Source organism: Croceicoccus esteveae, from assembly GCF_031846435.1.
Classification (GTDB): Bacteria; Pseudomonadota; Alphaproteobacteria; order Sphingomonadales; family Sphingomonadaceae; genus Croceicoccus; species Croceicoccus esteveae.
Map to the genome: position 1 here is coordinate 161,081 of NZ_JAVRHS010000003.1, position 16,063 is coordinate 177,143.

Genomic DNA, 16,063 nt, shown 5'->3' on the forward strand with positions numbered 1-16,063 from the left:
CGCAACAAACGCTTCAGGAGTCCGGCATCTTGTCGAGCTGGATATGATGCAGCCGCACTGCAGCATTGCCCGGCGACAGCCAGATGCTGAGCACCTGCGACGGGCAGGAGGGCACGCGCATTGTTCCGATGTCGTCCATCACCGAACGCCGCTGCGGGACGCCGCAGTCCAGAGCCACGCCGATGCGGCGCGACCGACGTCCGTCTTCCGTCGCGATCCACCGGATGCGCACAGTTCCTGAAGGCAGTGCGACATGCTGCTTGAGGATCGGCCTCGCTGTGCCGGCTTCGCTCGTTACCAGGACAGCGCCGGTTGGCGCGCCGGTCTGCGCAATTGCCATTCGCACCTCTCCAGCGCCATCTCTGCCGGACCTTTGCACCGCGATATCGCCATGATGCATTGCCCGCCATCCCAGCGGATCGCCATCGCCGAACCTGGCAAAACGGTCAAAACTGCCGTCACGCAATGGCAGCAGCGCAGCCGGCCCGGCGCAATGTGCCGCCCAGATCGATTGGGCAAGCGCGAGGCGGTCGGCGATAACAAGCCGTTCGGCAAAAGGCGCAGCTGCACCACAGCCCACCACGCCCCCTGCTGCTGCCATTTGCGCCATGATCGCCGCGCGCTGTTCAAGCGTTCTGGTCGATATCGTACTGTCCGGCTGGAGGAATGCTTCGCGCCAGTCAGGTCCAAGCATCAGCCGTTTTGCCAGTACTGCCTGACCGCGCGGGTCCTGCTCCAGACGAGACAGCATGATTGCCGAGGCGCCATGGTCAGGAAGCGCACGCAGCATTGCATCGGTGCGCGCTGCGGCGCGTGTCCAGTCCTCCTGTTCAAGCGCCCGGTCCAGCCAATAGGCCTGCGTCAGCGGCTCCCGCCAGCCAAACTGCGCCGCGACCGCAAAGGCCTGTTGCGCACCCGCCTCATTGCCGCCGATCAGCCGGACCGTTCCCAGCAAAGCGGCCGGAGCTGCAGCGAACGGATCGCGCAGCACCGCACGTTGCACATGAGCTTCTGCAAGATCGACGCGCCCGTTCTGCAGCAGACGCCGCACAAGCGCGGCTTCTGTTTGCGCCCGCAGGTCAGGCGGTATCGCGCGCGTCCAGTGCAGATGCTCAGCAGAAGCACGGTCAAGCCCGCTCGACCAGGCAAGCACGGCATAAACACATACCAGCCCGACTGCGACGCATTGCCACCAGCGTGGCACGGCACCTGCACGAAATTGCGGATGGATCAGGCCCGTCGCCGTTCCCCTCGCGATCGCGTCCAGGGCAATTCCCACCGGCTGCCAAGGCGGGCCGCGTTCAGGGCATCGGGTTCTCCTCCATAGGCGGGGTAGCGGTAGTAATCCAGATTGCCATAGGCAGAGTTGCTGTGGGCAGCCGCGTCGGCGTCAAATTTGGTGAGCGTGGCGCCCAATACGACCGCCTGCACCTGCCGCAAACGGGCCAGTGCGTTCCGGACCGTCCTGCGCCGCGCAACGTCAGCTTCGACCACCAGGATCACTGCATCTGCCAGCGCCGCGATCGCCGGCGCATCCGCAAGGCCAAGCACCGGCGGGCTATCGACGATCACGGCATCGAATGTTCCTGCAAGCTGTTCCAGCAGCGCGGCGAACCTCGGTGTGGCCAGCAGTTCGCCAGCATTGGACAGGGTCGGTCCTGCGGTGAGGATCGACAGACCCGCCACGTCGAGCGGCCTGATCACTTCCTCCAGGGTAGCAAGGTCGGTCAGCACGCTCGACAGACCTGTTTCATTGCCCGTGCCGGCGATCTGGTGGGCGGAAGGACGACGCATGTCGGCATCCACAAGGATCACGTGCCGCCCCATGCGCGCAAGACCCGCAGCCAGGGCATAGCTGGTCGTTGTCTTGCCTTCGGCCGGGCGGGCGCTGGTAATCATCAGGATCTGCGGCAGTCCCAGCGGCGAGGCATGCAGCACAAGACCGCGCAGCGAGGCATACGCTTCACCCACGAAGGAGCAGGGGTCGGCCAGTTCCTGAACAAGATCGCCACTGGCAGCCGGAATGACGCCAAGCAACGGAAGGCCGGATTTCGCTTCGACATCCTCGGGGATCCGAATGATTTCATCAAGATGTTCGCGCACGAACACCAGAACGGCGGCAAGGAGCAGACCTGCGGCAAGACCGACAAGCAGATTGTGCAGCAGATTGGGTGACGAGGGCAGCGAAGGCGGGCGGGCGCGGTCAATGATGGCAATGTTGCTTGCCGCGATACCAGCGGCCGCGTTCAATTGGCGGCTGCGCTGCAACAGGCCGTCGTACAGCGCGCGGTTGGTGTCCGCCTCTCGGGCCAGCGTATTATACCGCACGGTCCGGTCCTGTTCGGCCAGCGTAGCCTGCTCCTGATTGCCAACCTGTTCGCGCAGCCGGTCCTCGGCAAGCTGCGCGGCAAGATATTGCGTGCGCGTTGCGTTGCGGATCTGCGTCGCGGTCTGCTGCAGCTGCGCCTGCGTTACCTCAAGCTGGCGCTGCAGTTCGCGGATAGCGGGGTGCTCGTCCACGTAGCGCAACCGCTGCGCCTGCAGTTCGGCATCGAGCTGTGATCGCCGGGTCATCAGCGCCTGCACGGTCGGATTGGAAAGCACCGCCTGCGAGGAGAGCAAAGGCTGTGCCCGCTCTGCCTGCCAGCGGGCTTCGGCAGCGGCCCGCTCTGCGCCTGCCGCTGTCGCTGCCTCGTTCAACATTGCAAGATTGCCCACCGTGACGCTGGTGTTGCGGACCGTTCCTTCTGCAGCGCCGGCGTCGTCGAGCCGGATGAGCCGCGCCTGCCGCGCGTAATCATTGAGCGCCCGCTCGGATTTCTCAAGGTCCGCCCGCGCATCCTCCAGCTGACCGGCGATGAAGGTCCTGGCATAAGCAGCGCTGTCGAAATCGCGTTGGAGATTGGCCGCGATCAGCTCCTCTGCAAAAGCGTTCGCGATTTTCGCAGCAAGCGCGCGGTCGGCACTGGCGACCGTTATGCGGGCGATATCGGTGTCGCGCGACAGGATTGCCGTGGTGCGTTCCTGCACGATGGCGGTGGCTGTCGCTTCTGCCATCATCCCGGGCGCCAGAGAAGGCGCTGCCATACCCATCTCCTGTGCAAAGCCGGGATCTGCGGCAAGATCAAGCTTGCGCACGACCCGTTCGGCCAGCCCGCGACTGCGCAGGATCTCGAGCTGAGAATTGAGGAACCGCTCGGCATCGAGCGATGATGCGCGCAGGGCGCGGTCGCTGTCCAGATCCTCTCCCAGCACATTGTCGGCAGCCTGCCGGATCTGCACGCTGGCCTCTGCCTCGTAAAGCGGAGTGGCCAGCAATGTTGCCACCAGCGCCACAAGCAGCGCAAGCGCCACCACGATTGCGATCGGCACGCGATGGCGGCGGATCTTGGCCCGCGCGCTACGCAGTGCCTGCCCGACGCTGCTTTCATCAGCGCTGAAATCGTAAGACCGTTCTGCTGCAGCAATCGGCGCCGCGTGGGGGCCTCCTGCCCTGCCCCGCGCACCAGCCATCTGTTTGCCAGCCCGTCCAGGACCGCTCATGCCGACAGGTTCAGGCAAGCGCCTGATCCTGCAGGACAGCGGCGGATCGCAACGGTGGATGGCAAGACTGCATCAAAACACCGTGAACACATTCAACAGCGGCGACATGCGCAAAACGTCCTGATAGCCCCGGCGAAGCTGAGAAAAGCCGACCACCACCACGTCGCCGCCCTGCACCAGCGGATCCGGGGCACGTCCGGCGCGGATCTGCGCCACATCGAAGCGCGCTCCCGCCCGCCGCCCGTCGATGCTGCGGAAAATCATGATCTCGTCCAGCAAGGCTGTATTCTGCGGGCTTTTGGCAAGTGCAAGCGCAGACAGCAAGGTATGGCCTGGCTGGATCTGGAACACGCCGGGGGCGGCAACTTCGCCCTCCACGGTGATCGTCTGCATCGCCGCTTCGGCAAGTGAAACCGTGACTCGCGGATCGCGCAACAGGCTTTCGCGCAACATCTGCGCGATCCGTTCGCCAAGCGCGCGCTGTGTGAGCCCGGCTGCGCGCATCTCGCCCAGCATCGGCAGAGCCACATTGCCGGCCCCATCCACCAGCAGCGATGATGCACCAAGATCTTCTTCGCGAAAGACGCGCACGTCGATCCTGTCGCCGATCGCAATGACGTGAACGCCAGCCTCCGTGGTGGGTGCAAGCGCAATGGCATCGTAAGCCGCAGTGCCTGTTGGCAGCACCGGCGCAACGCTGCTCTGGCAACCCGCCGACAGCGCAAGGCACACCAGAGGCGCCAATGCGCTGAAGCGGAACGGGACAGGCTCTGTCATGTCGATCCCACCTTCAAATCGCCCCGCATAGACATGTCTGGTGCTGCCTGCCGTGCGGTTCCGGAAATCGGCGCAGGCGCGAGCATCCCGATGGCGCAGGCGAACACGCACAGCAATGTGGATGAACGCAGCGGGTAGTCGACAAGGGAATGTGCTGCAAGGATCACCAGCACGCCCGATGTGAAAAGCACATGAGCTTGCGGCACCAGCCGGTTGCGCCACGCTCGCCACAGCAGGAACGCGACGATTGCGCCGCTTGCCAGCAAGACGGCGATCCCTGATCCGCCCGCTTCCACCAGAAGCTCCAGATAATCATTGTGGGCACGGTTGGGAACCGACAGATCGACGGTTTCCAGCGGCTCATAGGCGATCGCTACCGGCATGAAGGTGCCCATGCCAAACCCCACTGGCCAGGCCTGCTGAGCCGCATATGCAGCATCGCTCCACAACTGGAGCCGGAACTCGGTCGCAAAATCGAATCTTGCCGCCACCATCTGCAGGCTCGGCAGACGGAAAGCTAAAAACGCCGCACCGGCCCCGCCTGTAGCCAGAATGACTGCATTGCGTACTGCGTGACGCCGCATGGCAAGGTCAGGCACGGTAAGCACCGCCACAAGAAACAGCGCCGGCACCAGCAGAACAATGCCCGCGCGTGACCCTGTCATGAGCACGGCCGGCACGAACATACCAAAAACGATGGCAAGCACCACCAGCGGAGCCAACACGCGATACGCCGTGCGCGCCTCGTTGCCTGAGGAACTGTCGTCGGATCTGTGCTGATCCCTGCGGGCGTGCCTCCGTGTTTGGCGGGCGGTGCTTGCAAAGGCCGCCAAGGCCACCATCGCGATGAGCAGCATGTCGGCTGCCGCATTTCGGCTGGCCTGCAATCCCGTCAGCCAGCCGGTATTCCCGCTTGGGTAGAGCCGCGCTCCTGTTCCTGTACCCTGCGCAAGCTGCACTGCTCCCAGAAGCACGCCGGCAAAACCAGCCGTTGCAATGGCAGCGAGCAGGATGGTCCGGTCGGCAGGCGGCAAAGCTGCGGTCATGAGCAGCACGGCAAGGGGCGGCCCAAGCGCCAGCAGCACTGCGAGGGTGCGCATCGGCGCCACGCTGATCGGCCACCAGTTCTCCTGCGCTCCGACCAGTGCAAGCGATCCTGCAAGGCTTTCCCGCCCCGGCAGTGACTGCCAGATCCATGGTGGCAGCGGCACCAGCTGCAAGGCAGGCAACACGATCGCAATGGCAGCAAGGACCCGCACCGGTGTCGCTATCCGGGGCGGCGTGCCAAGGCAAAGCCAGACCAGCATGATGACTGCAGTCACCAGTTGGAGAGCCAGCCCGGCCAAAGGCGCCGGGCTGCCGCCGCCGCCAAGCACAAGCGCTGCCACCAGCGAGGCTACAGCAAGGCTGCGCCGGTTCTGACCTGCGCGGCTCTCCGCGATGGATGAGCGCGTCCAAGGCGCCTCCATCGGCTCGTGCACACGCCTGATCATGCACGGGAAGGTGCAGGATCATCCCGCACTGTCGGAAGGAACATCGTCCTGCTCAAGCAGCAGCCCAAGTCCGGCTGCAAGAATACCGCCCCCGATCCCGAAGAGGAGCAGCGGGTCTGCGCCAGCTGCGGCACTGGCTGCGCTCCTTGTGGGCAGTGTTCGCGCTCGCGCGGTGCGTGTCTGTCGTGGCAAGGCGGTGGGGCGGCTTGACGCAGGCAGATCACGCTGCATCACTGGCAGCGCATCAGCCGAGCGGGTCGCCTGCGCCCGGGCAACCGGCGGCAGTGCCGACATTGCGACGACTGCGGCTGCAAACATGAGTGTCGAAATATTCATTGCAATTGCCCTGGGCTGGCGTGTGCTGACCACGCGATCAGAACGCCCGTTCATGACACACGACGCGCACTGTCGCGCAGGTGATCGCGATGTCCCGCCACAAGGACCAGCCGTTCAGATATTGAAGATCGGATTGCAGGCGGCCGGTAAGGTCCGCCTCGGTGGCGGTTGCCCCGCGAAACCCCCTGATCTGCGCCAGGCCGGTCAATCCCGGCTTGAGCGTATGGCGCTGCCAGTAACGGACATCCACCTCCCAGAACAGTTTTTCCCCGGCACAGGAGCCCAGCGCATGAGGACGCGGGCCGACCAGGCTCATCGATCCGCCAAGCACGTTGAACAATTGCGGCAGCTCGTCGATGGAGGTGCGCCTGATGAACCGGCCAATGCTGGTGACGCGCGCATCCCCATGTGTGGCCGACTGATCGCCATCGGCATCATGGCGGTCGACCCGCATGGAACGAAACTTCAGGATGTGAAAGAACCGGTTGGACTGCCCCATCCGCCGTTGCACGAACAACACAGGACCCCTGTCCTCGAGCTTGATCAGCAGCGCGACCGTTACCATCAGCGGCGCAAGCAGGATGAGCGCCGGGATCGCAACTGCCAGATCAAAGGCGCGTTTGACCGCCTGCGAGCGCAAGCCAAGCGATTTTTGCGCCACCAGCAAGGTGCCATGCCGCCCGCGCCGCCGTGCGCCAAGCGCGCCCATCGCCGTGACCGCGTCATCGAGGATTTCTCCTTCGACCGACATGCATTTGAGGATCATGGCCCAGGCCACCCGGCGTTCCGGCGGGCAGGTCACCACCACCTTGTCCATGTTGCGCAGATACCGCCCCACCAGATCCAGCGTTGCAGGATTGTCGAGCGATGGAACAAGCCGGTGCGCGTCGGCAGTGATCCGGTAAGCGCCCGCTATGCACAGCGGCGGGCCATCATCATCGATGATCAGGAGGTTTTGAACGATCGGGCCGCAACGCCACGCTATGAAGTGACGCATGAGACTGCGCGCAAAAGCGAGCATCACAGAAGAAAAGACCACGCCCATGCTCAGCACCATGCGTGAAAATGCGTCACCTGTTTTGGTGTAAAAAGCCATGAAGATGAGCGCCAGAGCAGCGAGCACGAGAGCGGCAATGACATGAAGCATCGAATGTAGCGGTCGCTCAAGTGCAGCAAGGCAGTAGGCGCCGTTGTAAAGTCCGACTGTCAGGAACAGGGGAAGCAGCAGCTGCATCTGCAGCATCGGCTGCGGCGCGGCGAAATCGCCAAGGTAGATAGCTCCTGCGATCCCGAACCCCACGACCAGCGCGGTGATGTCTGCCAGCATCAGCGCCAGATAGCATTGCATGCGCCGCCGCTCCAAAGAACGGACCTTGCGCAAAGTGGACGCTTCGGATCGCGCCTTGCCGGCAAGCTGGGCCGAGTTGAACCGGTGGGTGAACCGCTGCGCTGATCGGGAGGATATCCCGACAAGTTCGCCAATATGCGCCAATATCGATACCCCACCCGCAACGATCTGCGATTCGGCCGAATTTGGACATTCGCGCCGCCCCCCCGCAATCAGATATTAACCATATTAGCGCGCCGAATCGATCGCACAATCCCTAATAGGAGAATGCCGCCCGGTGCTTCTCTGGCCGCTAGGGCTTGCGCGCGCCCCGGGCGATCTGCACGCATCCGGCCATGAACCGCAGGGTCGCCCCTTGGCTGTCGGCAAGAATTTCCTGATGCAGCTGCATGAGCCGCTGTGTCAGCCGCGCGAGCCGGTGCGCAGGCCAACGCCGCAGCTGGTCGGCAATTGCCGCGCGATGACGAAAGAAGATCCCCGGCTGCTGGTCGACGAAAGCGGCCAGATCGGTGCGTCGGCCAAGCCCACCACGCAGTTCGATAAGCTGTGCCACCCGCCGCTCCAGGGCAAGGATGGTGCCGACAGGGCTCATGTCCTGCTGACGAAATCGGGCAAGCTCGCCCGGCAGCGCCGCGACATTGCCTGATAATACCGCATCGACCAGCGGCATCATGCCATCGTCCTGCGTCACCGCGCCGATCGCGTCCACATCGGCAGCGGTGGCCGTACGCGGAGATTGTGGCGCAGCATCGAGGTAAAGCGCCAGCTTGTGCACTTCGGATGCTGCCATGCGCGTGTCGAGCATGACCGCAGCAGCAATGTGCTGTGCAAGGTCCGCACCCATGCGGACGCCTTGCGCATCGGCCATCTGCCGCACCTGCGCGGTCACGGACCTAAGATCGGGAGGGTGGAACATCGCGACCAGCGCGTCGTCCCGCTTCTCGAGCAGTTTGGCAGTGCGCGATTTGTCCGTGGCGCCGCTTGCCACCACGATGACTGGCCAGCCATTCAGCGATTTTGCCCCCATCTCGTCAAGCAGGAGCCTGATCGCCTCTGCCGCTTCGTCCCCTTGCGCGCGGACATAGATATGCCGCGAATCGCCGAATAGGGAAGTCGAGCGGGTTTCGGTAACCAGTTGCACCGGTTCGCGTCGGAGCTGCGCACCGGAAAGATCGACTCGCTCTCCGGGCCGGTCCAGCAAACCGACAATCCGATCTGCAGCGGCAAACGCACCCGACTCATCGGGGCCACAGCAAAAGAAGATCCGCGCCGACCCTGCTGCGCGGGTGACCACCTCATTGAAGTTGCGGCCGGTCGCCTTCAATGGATCATTGCTGCCGGTTGCGCAGGTTCAGCGCCAGCGTGGTGACGATCCGGTCGGCGACTTCGCGGGTCAGGTTCTGCAACGCGGTGCGTTCGGCCGCCACCGTGGCAAATTCGCTCGACACCACGTCTATGCCTGCGTCAGCGCCCGATGTCGCCTCCACCAGCACTTCGCCTGTCTGCGTATCGACCAGCCGGTAGCGGGCGCGCAAGGTGCGCCGTTCTCGCCCGATGGTATCGTCGCTGAGGAGGCCCAGCCCCTCAAGGCTGTCGTCCAGCCGCACGTCGAGCCGGTAAGCGGCGCCGGCATCCGCGCCGGTACCCAGCCGTTCCAGCAGGGCATCGCGCATCATCCAGCCTGCCTCGCCGGCGATCGGCGGCACCGTCACGCCCGACAGGCCAGCCGCAACCGCACCATCGCCGCCACCCACATACATCGGCTGCAGCCCGCAGGCCGCGACAAGCAGCAGCATGGGCATTGAGGCAAGGTGGCGCATCACACGACCAGATTGACGAGGCGGTCGGGCACCACGATCACCTTGCGCACAGCCGCGCCGTCGAGATTGCGCTGCACCTTCTCGCTCGCCAAAGCCAGCCGCTCCAGCTCATCGTTCGGCAGACCGCGCGCCACGGTCAGCGTGTCGCGCAGCTTGCCTTTGACCTGAACGGCGACGGTGACCTCATCCTCCACCAGCATTGCTGCATCGACCTTTGGCCAGGCAGCATCGGCGATCAGGCCCTTAAACCCCGCACGTGCCCATGCCTCCTCGCACATATGCGGCATCATGGGGGCGGCAAGCTGCATCAGCGTGCGGATCGCAGCGGATCGGCTGGCCGAAGGCGACGCCTTTTCAGCCGCATTCGTCAGCTCGTAGATGCGAGCCACGGCCTTGTTGAATGACAAGGCTTCGATATCCTCGCCGGTCGCGGCGATGATCTGGTGCGTCTTGCGCGACAGGGCGGCATCCTCGCCCTGCGCCTGCGGGTCGTATTGCCCGAACAGACGCCACAACCGCTGCACGAAACGGCTGCAACCCTCGATCCCGGCTTCGGACCAGGGCAGATCGCGTTCCGGCGGGCTGTCGGACAGCATGAACCAGCGCACTGCATCGGCGCCGTATTGGGCGATGATCGCGTCGGGGTCGATGACGTTCTTCTTGGATTTGGACATCTTGAGGACACGGCCAATTTCGACCGCTTTGCCGTCCGTTTTAAGCGTTGCACCTTCCGATGTTCGCGACACTTCCGCAGGCGAGAAAGAGTCGAGGGTCAAGATTGTCCCTTTGCCATCCGCCCGATTAACACGCTTTTCGCGGAAATACGTTTCGTGCGTCACCATGCCTTGCGTGAACAATTGCCGGAATGGTTCAGCAACATCGATCATGCCGATATGCTTCAATGCCCGCGTCCAGAACCGCGCGTAAAGCAGGTGCAGGATCGCGTGCTCCACTCCGCCGATATATTGATCGACCGGCAGCCATGCCGCAATTTCAGCAGGATCGAACGGCCGGTCGGCGGGCTGGCTAGCGAAGCGCAGGAAATACCAGCTTGAATCGACGAAAGTGTCGAGCGTATCGGTTTCCCGCACCGCCGCGCCGCCGCATGACGGGCAGGACACATGCTTCCACGTCGCGTGCCGTTCCAGCGGATTGCCGGGCGTGGCGAAATCCACATCCTCGGGCAGGATCACCGGCAGGCTGTCCTTCGCCACCGGCACGATGCCGCAGGCATCGCAATGGATGAACGGGATCGGCGTGCCCCAGTAACGCTGACGCGAGACGCCCCAGTCGCGCAGGCGCCAGACCGTCTTGCCCTCGCCCCAGCCGTCCGCTTCCGCCTTGTCGATGACCATGCGCTTGGCCGCATCGACTGTCATGCCGTCAAGAAAACGCGAATTGACCAGCACGCCTTCGCCCGGCTCCGCCTCGCCGGCAAACGGCTGGTCGGCTTGGTCGGTTGACGCTGCAACGACCCGCGGGATCGGCAGGCTGTATTTGGTGGCGAACTCGAAATCGCGCTGGTCGTGGCCCGGCACGCCCATGACCGCGCCGGTGCCGTAATCCATCAGCACGAAATTGGCGATATAGACGGGCAGATCGTCGCCAGTGAACGGATGCACCGACCGCAAGCCGGTATCGAACCCCAGCTTTTCCGCCGTCTCCAGCTCGGCAGCGGTCGTGCCGCCGGCCTTGCACCGGGCGATGAAATCGGCGGCATCGGACGACTGGGCCGCAACCTGCTGCGCCACCGGATGATCGGCGGCGACCGCAATGAAGCTGGCACCGAAAATCGTGTCGGGCCGGGTCGAATAGACCGCGATCGCCTCGTCGAAATTGCTGCCGGCGAAGCGAAACTCAAGGCCGGTGCTCTTGCCGATCCAGTTTTCCTGCATCAGCCGCACCTTGTCCGGCCATTTGTCGAGCGTGCCAAGCCCGTCCAGCAATTCCTGCGCGAAGGCGGTGATCTTCAGGAACCACTGCGACAGCTTGCGCTTTTCGACCAGCGCGCCCGAACGCCAGCCCCGCCCGTCGATCACCTGTTCATTGGCCAGCACCGTCTGGTCGACAGGGTCCCAGTTGACCGCGCTTTCCTTGCGATAGACCAACCCTGCATCGTAAAGCGCAAGGAACAGCGCCTGCTCCTGCCCGTAATATTCAGCGTCGCAGGTCGCGAATTCACGACTCCAGTCAAGCGCGAAGCCCAGCCGCTGCAATTGCGCCTTCATCGTGGCGATGTTTTCGCGGGTCCAGGTGCCGGGGTGCACGCCACGTTCCATGGCCGCGTTTTCCGCCGGCATGCCGAACGCATCCCATCCCATCGGATGCAAGACCTCATGCCCCGTCATCCGCTTGTAGCGCGCCAGCACGTCGCCCATGGTGTAATTGCGCACGTGGCCGATGTGGATGCGCCCCGACGGATAGGGGAACATCTCCAGCACGTAGCTCTTGGGCTTAGGGCTGGCCGAATCGGCGCGGAAGGTTTCCTCTGTTGCCCATGCATGCTGCCAGCGGGCATCGGCCTCACCGGGATCGAACCTGTTATCGGTCATGACTGGCCTGCGATCAGCCGACCAGCGCGTCGCGACGCAATGCGCGGGCCTGCGTCAGGATGATATCCTCCAGCTTCTGCACCGTAGCAGCCTGAACCGGGGCATCGACCCAGCCGCCGCCCTGCGCCACCTGCCGACTGGCGGCCACGCGCAAGGCATCGGCGCGCAATTCGCGATCAAGGATGGTGACCGTCATTTTCATCCGCTCGCCCGGCTGCTCGGGATTGACATACCAGTCAGTTACAATGACGCCGCCGGCACTGTCCGCCTGCACCAGCGGCATGAACGACAGCGTATCAAGGCTGGCCCGCCACAGGTAGGAATTGACGCCGATCGTCGTGACGGTGGCCGCAGCCATGTCCGTGCGCACGCGTTCCGAACCGCCGCACCCGGCCAGTGCGGCAACACCGACAAGAACGGCGCTGGTCAATATCGGGCGTCTGCGCATCACTATCATCAAGGCTCTCATCATATCGGGCTCGGCAATCACATTTACGGTATACAACAAACGCAGCGGAATGAACCGGGGGGTATGCCGGACCAGATCGCACAAGCGGCGCGGGACCCCCGCATGGATCCTGCGCGCCGCTTTAACACTGGCGACGCGCCGGCGGCAAGTTCTTGCACGTCGACAGATGAATGCGGCACAAACATCCCTCAAACAGCGCTTCTGGAACGCGCCTGCCCGTGTGCTGCGATGGCAAGGGATCGTTGAACACGGGACCCCGATCCACCGGCAGTTTGCAAACCCATCCAAAAAGCGGGTTTCGCGACTGTCGGATTCTTGCAACATTGCATCAAGGATCGCATTGGTGCTGTTGGTGGCCGTAGTAAAAGCAAGCGGGAACTGTTAAGGCTTATGAAACTTGTCTGACCAGCGGCATCGCGGGTCCCACTCGCAGGACCATGGCTTGCGCAGGGATGTTGTGCCGCTGGCTACGAGGGGTCACGAGGCGGCGAATGAAGAGGTGTCACTTGTCATGAAATCGGGGCGAGTAGGGGCATGAAGCAGAGGCAGACGGGACGCAGGATAGGGCGCGCTGGCGCAGCGCTGCTGCTTGGTGCTGTCTGCATTTCGGGCCTGTTCAGCGCTGTTTCTGCACAGCTTCCGCAAGAGATCGTCGGTGTAGCGGCTCTGGGCGGTTTGGGCGGATTTACCCCATCGTCTGCAAACCCGCGCCTCATCCAGCGCATCAGCAGCAGTTTTGACGGCGATCTGGCAAGCGATGCACGATTGTTCCGCTTTACGCCGGCCGGCTCGGCAGAACGTGGCGTGCGCGGCGTTACAGTGGCGGTCCGGGTCGATTCCCATGCAGCCCGGCTGCTGTCTTCGCGGCGCCAAGTCGCTTTTGGAAAGAGCACGGCAAGTCGCACCGGCATGCCGGCGATCGCACCGGTCGCTTTCAACCTTGGCGTTGCGCGAGGCTACCACAGCTTCTCGCAAGATCTGGCCGCGCTGACGGGTGGGGGCAAAAGTACACCGGGCCGTTCCTTGCAAGGCCGGCTGGCGGCACGCGAAGATATGAGCAGCGCAGCAAGCCGTTCATTGGTGCTGCCATCTGACGTGCGTCTCATCGAAATGCCGGATCTTGCCAGCTTCACCCCTGCCCGGCCTGCGGATCGCAGCAGGTTCAGCGCGCAGGTCGTGCTTGATGGACGCGAACTGCCTGGAACCGCTCCGCGAACCTTGGCGGGTGACGGGGGCGTTTCGGTTGATGTCGGCGGAGCCTATCGCGTGGCGCGCAATCTGGATGTGACCGCAGGCCTGCGCTATTCGGCAGAGCGTGATCGGGTGGCTCCTGGTGCAGGAGACCAGCAGGACAGCCAGGCGGTGTATGTCGGAACGAAATTCAAGTTCTGAACCGGTTCGGGCGCACGCTTCAGCCTGACACCGCAGAATAGGCGAAGACACGCTTCACATGCTCAACCTTGCAAGCGCTTTTTCATAGGTTGTGGGGAGCACGCAATTGCAGCAATTTCATGGTGCTCTGCAACAATATTGCGCTGTCCGGTAGATAATTTAACTATTCTGACAAAATTTGGCCTGAACGGTGTTGTTTGCTCTTCCTGCTGCCCATAGGTTGCATGTTCGAATACAAAAACAGGAGGATGCCAATGTCGAAAGTTGCAGTCGTTACAGGCGGGTCACGCGGCATCGGCGAGGGGATCAGCCTTGCCTTGCAAGACATGGGCTACACCGTCGTCGCCAATTATGCTGGAAATGATGAAAAAGCCCGGCAGTTTACCGAACGAACCGGCATTGGCTGTTACAAGTTCGATGTCGGCGACCATGAAGCCGTGCTTGAAGGTTGCGGCAGGATTGCCGCTGAGGTCGGCCCCATTGACATCGTGGTGAACAACGCCGGCATCACCCGCGATGGTGTGCTTCACAAGATGACTTGGGACGACTGGAACGAGGTCATGCGCATCAATCTGGGCGGCTGCTTCAACATGGCCAAGGCCACCTTTCCGGGCATGCGGGAAAGGAAATGGGGCCGGATTGTGAACATCGGCTCGGTCAATGGTCAGGCAGGGCAATATGGCCAGGTAAACTATGCAGCCGCCAAATCAGGCATTCACGGCTTTACCAAGGCGCTGGCGCAGGAAGGCGCGCGCTATGGCGTTACTGTCAATGCAATCGCGCCTGGCTACATCGACACGGATATGGTGGCCGCCGTGCCGGACCAGGTACTCGAGAAGATCATCGCCGGAATTCCGGTCGGCCGGCTGGGGCACCCTAACGAAATTGCCCGCGGGGTGGCTTTCTTCTGTGCCGAAGACGCCAATTTCGTGACAGGAGCCACTTTGAGCATCAATGGCGGTCAGCACATGTATTGAGGAATACATGTTGCGGTAACGGATCGCTGCGCCGTCAGCATGGCCAGGGCTCAGTCTTCTTCTGCATCAAGACCGTAGGCGGTGTGCAGGATCCGCACCGCCAGTTCGGTTTCATCCTCGTCGATCAGCACCGATACCTTGATTTCGGAGGTGGTGATCGCCTGGATGTTGATCGTGCGTTCGGCCAATGCGGCGAACATCTGAGCCGCGATCCCGGCGTGGCTTTTCATGCCGACTCCCACGACGGAGATCTTCGCCACCTTGCTGTCGGTGATGATGCGGTTGAAGCCGATGTCGCCGCGCCGATCCTCCAGCAAAGCCTCGGTGCGGATGAGATCGGCCTGCGGCACGGTAAAAGTCACGTCGGTCTCACCCTTGTCACGCCCGACGTTCTGGATGATCATATCCACGTTGATGCCGGCATCGGCCAGAGGCGTGAAGATATTCGCCACCGCCCCGGGCTTGTCCGGCACGCGGGTAAGGATGACTTTTGCTTCGTTCTTGTCATGCGCAATGCCGGTGACGAGTTGACGTTCCATGTCCAAAGTCTCCATTTCCTCGTCAGAGACGATCAGTGTTCCGGGCAGCAGGTCTGCAGGTGGTGCATCGGCGTCAATGAAGCTCGACAAAACCTGCACCCGCACTTTTTCCTTCATGGCGAGCCCGACCGAGCGGGTCTGCAGCACCTTGGCGCCGACCGACGCAAGTTCGAGCATTTCCTCGTAGGTGACGGCGCGCAGCTTGCGTGCCTTAGCCACAATCCGGGGGTCAGTGGTGTAGACGCCATCGACGTCGGTGTAGATGTCGCAACGGTCTGCCTTGACAGCAGCCGCGACTGCGACCGCAGAAGTGTCTGAACCGCCCCGCCCCATGGTCGTGACCCGCCCGTCGATCGACAGACCCTGAAACCCTGGCAGGACGGCGATCTCCCCGCTCTGCATCGCTGCGACCAGCCGGTCGGAATCGATGCCTTCCACCCGCGCCTTGGCGTGGCTTTCCACCGTGCGGATCGGCACTTGCCAACCCAGCCAGCTGCGCGCGCGGCATCCCAGGGCCTGTAACGTCAGCGCCAGCAGGCCTGCCGTCACCTGCTCGCCCGATGCGACGACCACATCGTATTCGGCCGCATCGAACAGCGGATTGGCTTCCCGGCAGAAATTGACCAGTCGGTCTGTTTCCCCCGCCATCGCCGAGACGACGACAGCCACCTCATGCCCCGCGTCCTGCTGTCGGCGCACGATATTGGCGACCCGGCGGATGCGTTCCGTCCCCGCCATCGAGGTGCCGCCAAATTTCATCACAATACGCGCCAAGCCATGTGCCTTTCGCTGGAATAGAGCCCGCCGCGCTGTTAGG

13 protein-coding genes are annotated in these 16,063 nt (G+C 63.1%); 2 read left to right on the forward strand and 11 right to left on the reverse strand.

Going from position 1 to position 16,063, the window contains the following annotated elements; all coding sequences use genetic code 11:
• Positions 1-13: 13 nt before the first annotated feature.
• From RM533_RS06000 to RM533_RS06045, 10 genes are all read right to left on the reverse strand, one after another.
• A complete protein-coding gene (locus RM533_RS06000; RefSeq protein ID WP_311340303.1) occupies positions 14-1,279 on the reverse strand; it encodes a hypothetical protein in 1,266 nt (421 codons plus the stop codon).
• Positions 1,231-3,561, reverse strand: coding sequence for a GumC family protein (locus tag RM533_RS06005; RefSeq protein ID WP_311340304.1), 2,331 nt, complete (start codon positions 3,559-3,561; stop codon positions 1,231-1,233). The genes RM533_RS06000 and RM533_RS06005 overlap by 49 nt, the downstream gene beginning before the upstream one ends.
• 54 nt (positions 3,562-3,615) lie before the next feature.
• Positions 3,616-4,320 (reverse strand): polysaccharide biosynthesis/export family protein, encoded by a 705-nt coding sequence (locus RM533_RS06010; protein WP_311340305.1) that lies wholly within the window; start codon positions 4,318-4,320, stop codon positions 3,616-3,618.
• Entirely contained in the window at positions 4,317-5,813 is a 1,497-nt protein-coding gene (locus RM533_RS06015) for an O-antigen ligase family protein (protein WP_311340306.1), read from the reverse strand. The genes RM533_RS06010 and RM533_RS06015 overlap by 4 nt, the downstream gene beginning before the upstream one ends.
• An 18-nt stretch (positions 5,814-5,831) precedes the next feature.
• Positions 5,832-6,149 (reverse strand): hypothetical protein, encoded by a 318-nt coding sequence (locus RM533_RS06020; RefSeq protein WP_311340307.1) that lies wholly within the window; start codon positions 6,147-6,149, stop codon positions 5,832-5,834.
• A gap of 37 nt (positions 6,150-6,186) precedes the next feature.
• On the reverse strand, positions 6,187-7,641 hold the full coding sequence (locus RM533_RS06025; RefSeq protein ID WP_311340308.1) for a sugar transferase: 1,455 nt from the start codon (positions 7,639-7,641) through the stop codon (positions 6,187-6,189).
• A gap of 148 nt (positions 7,642-7,789) precedes the next feature.
• Entirely contained in the window at positions 7,790-8,821 is a 1,032-nt protein-coding gene (holA, locus tag RM533_RS06030; protein WP_311340309.1) for a DNA polymerase III subunit delta, read from the reverse strand.
• Between the two features lie 4 nt (positions 8,822-8,825).
• The gene (gene lptE, locus RM533_RS06035; RefSeq protein ID WP_432265037.1) at positions 8,826-9,293 is read right to left on the reverse strand and encodes an LPS assembly lipoprotein LptE; all 468 of its coding nucleotides are present in this window, start codon (positions 9,291-9,293) and stop codon (positions 8,826-8,828) included.
• A gap of 23 nt (positions 9,294-9,316) precedes the next feature.
• Positions 9,317-11,869, reverse strand: coding sequence for a leucine--tRNA ligase (leuS, locus tag RM533_RS06040; RefSeq protein ID WP_311340311.1), 2,553 nt, complete (start codon positions 11,867-11,869; stop codon positions 9,317-9,319).
• Between the two features lie 13 nt (positions 11,870-11,882).
• The gene (locus RM533_RS06045; protein ID WP_432265041.1) at positions 11,883-12,317 is read right to left on the reverse strand and encodes a DUF3576 domain-containing protein; all 435 of its coding nucleotides are present in this window, start codon (positions 12,315-12,317) and stop codon (positions 11,883-11,885) included.
• Between the two features lie 555 nt (positions 12,318-12,872).
• On the opposite strand from RM533_RS06045, the gene RM533_RS06050 reads away from it, so the two are divergent.
• Positions 12,873-13,730, forward strand: coding sequence for a hypothetical protein (locus RM533_RS06050; protein WP_311340312.1), 858 nt, complete (start codon positions 12,873-12,875; stop codon positions 13,728-13,730).
• 254 nt (positions 13,731-13,984) lie between these two features.
• Positions 13,985-14,707, forward strand: a complete 723-nt coding sequence (gene phbB, locus RM533_RS06055) for an acetoacetyl-CoA reductase (protein ID WP_311340313.1) — start codon at positions 13,985-13,987, stop codon at positions 14,705-14,707.
• Between the two features lie 50 nt (positions 14,708-14,757).
• On the opposite strand, the gene RM533_RS06060 is transcribed toward phbB, so the two are convergent.
• Positions 14,758-16,020 (reverse strand): aspartate kinase, encoded by a 1,263-nt coding sequence (locus tag RM533_RS06060; protein WP_311340314.1) that lies wholly within the window; start codon positions 16,018-16,020, stop codon positions 14,758-14,760.
• Positions 16,021-16,063 lie beyond the last annotated feature (43 nt).

Coding starts and splice junctions, on each gene's coding strand:
- RM533_RS06010 (WP_311340305.1), bottom strand. CDS start 4,320: ATGACAGAGCCTGTCCCGTTCCGCTTCAGCGCATTGGCGCCTCTGGTG.
- RM533_RS06015 (WP_311340306.1), bottom strand. CDS start 5,813: ATGATCAGGCGTGTGCACGAGCCGATGGAGGCGCCTTGGACGCGCTCA.
- RM533_RS06020 (WP_311340307.1), bottom strand. CDS start 6,149: ATGAATATTTCGACACTCATGTTTGCAGCCGCAGTCGTCGCAATGTCG.
- lptE (WP_432265037.1), bottom strand. CDS start 9,293: ATGCTGCTGCTTGTCGCGGCCTGCGGGCTGCAGCCGATGTATGTGGGT.
- leuS (WP_311340311.1), bottom strand. CDS start 11,869: ATGACCGATAACAGGTTCGATCCCGGTGAGGCCGATGCCCGCTGGCAG.
- RM533_RS06045 (WP_432265041.1), bottom strand. CDS start 12,317: ATGCGCAGACGCCCGATATTGACCAGCGCCGTTCTTGTCGGTGTTGCC.
- RM533_RS06050 (WP_311340312.1), top strand. CDS start 12,873: ATGAAGCAGAGGCAGACGGGACGCAGGATAGGGCGCGCTGGCGCAGCG.
- phbB (WP_311340313.1), top strand. CDS start 13,985: ATGTCGAAAGTTGCAGTCGTTACAGGCGGGTCACGCGGCATCGGCGAG.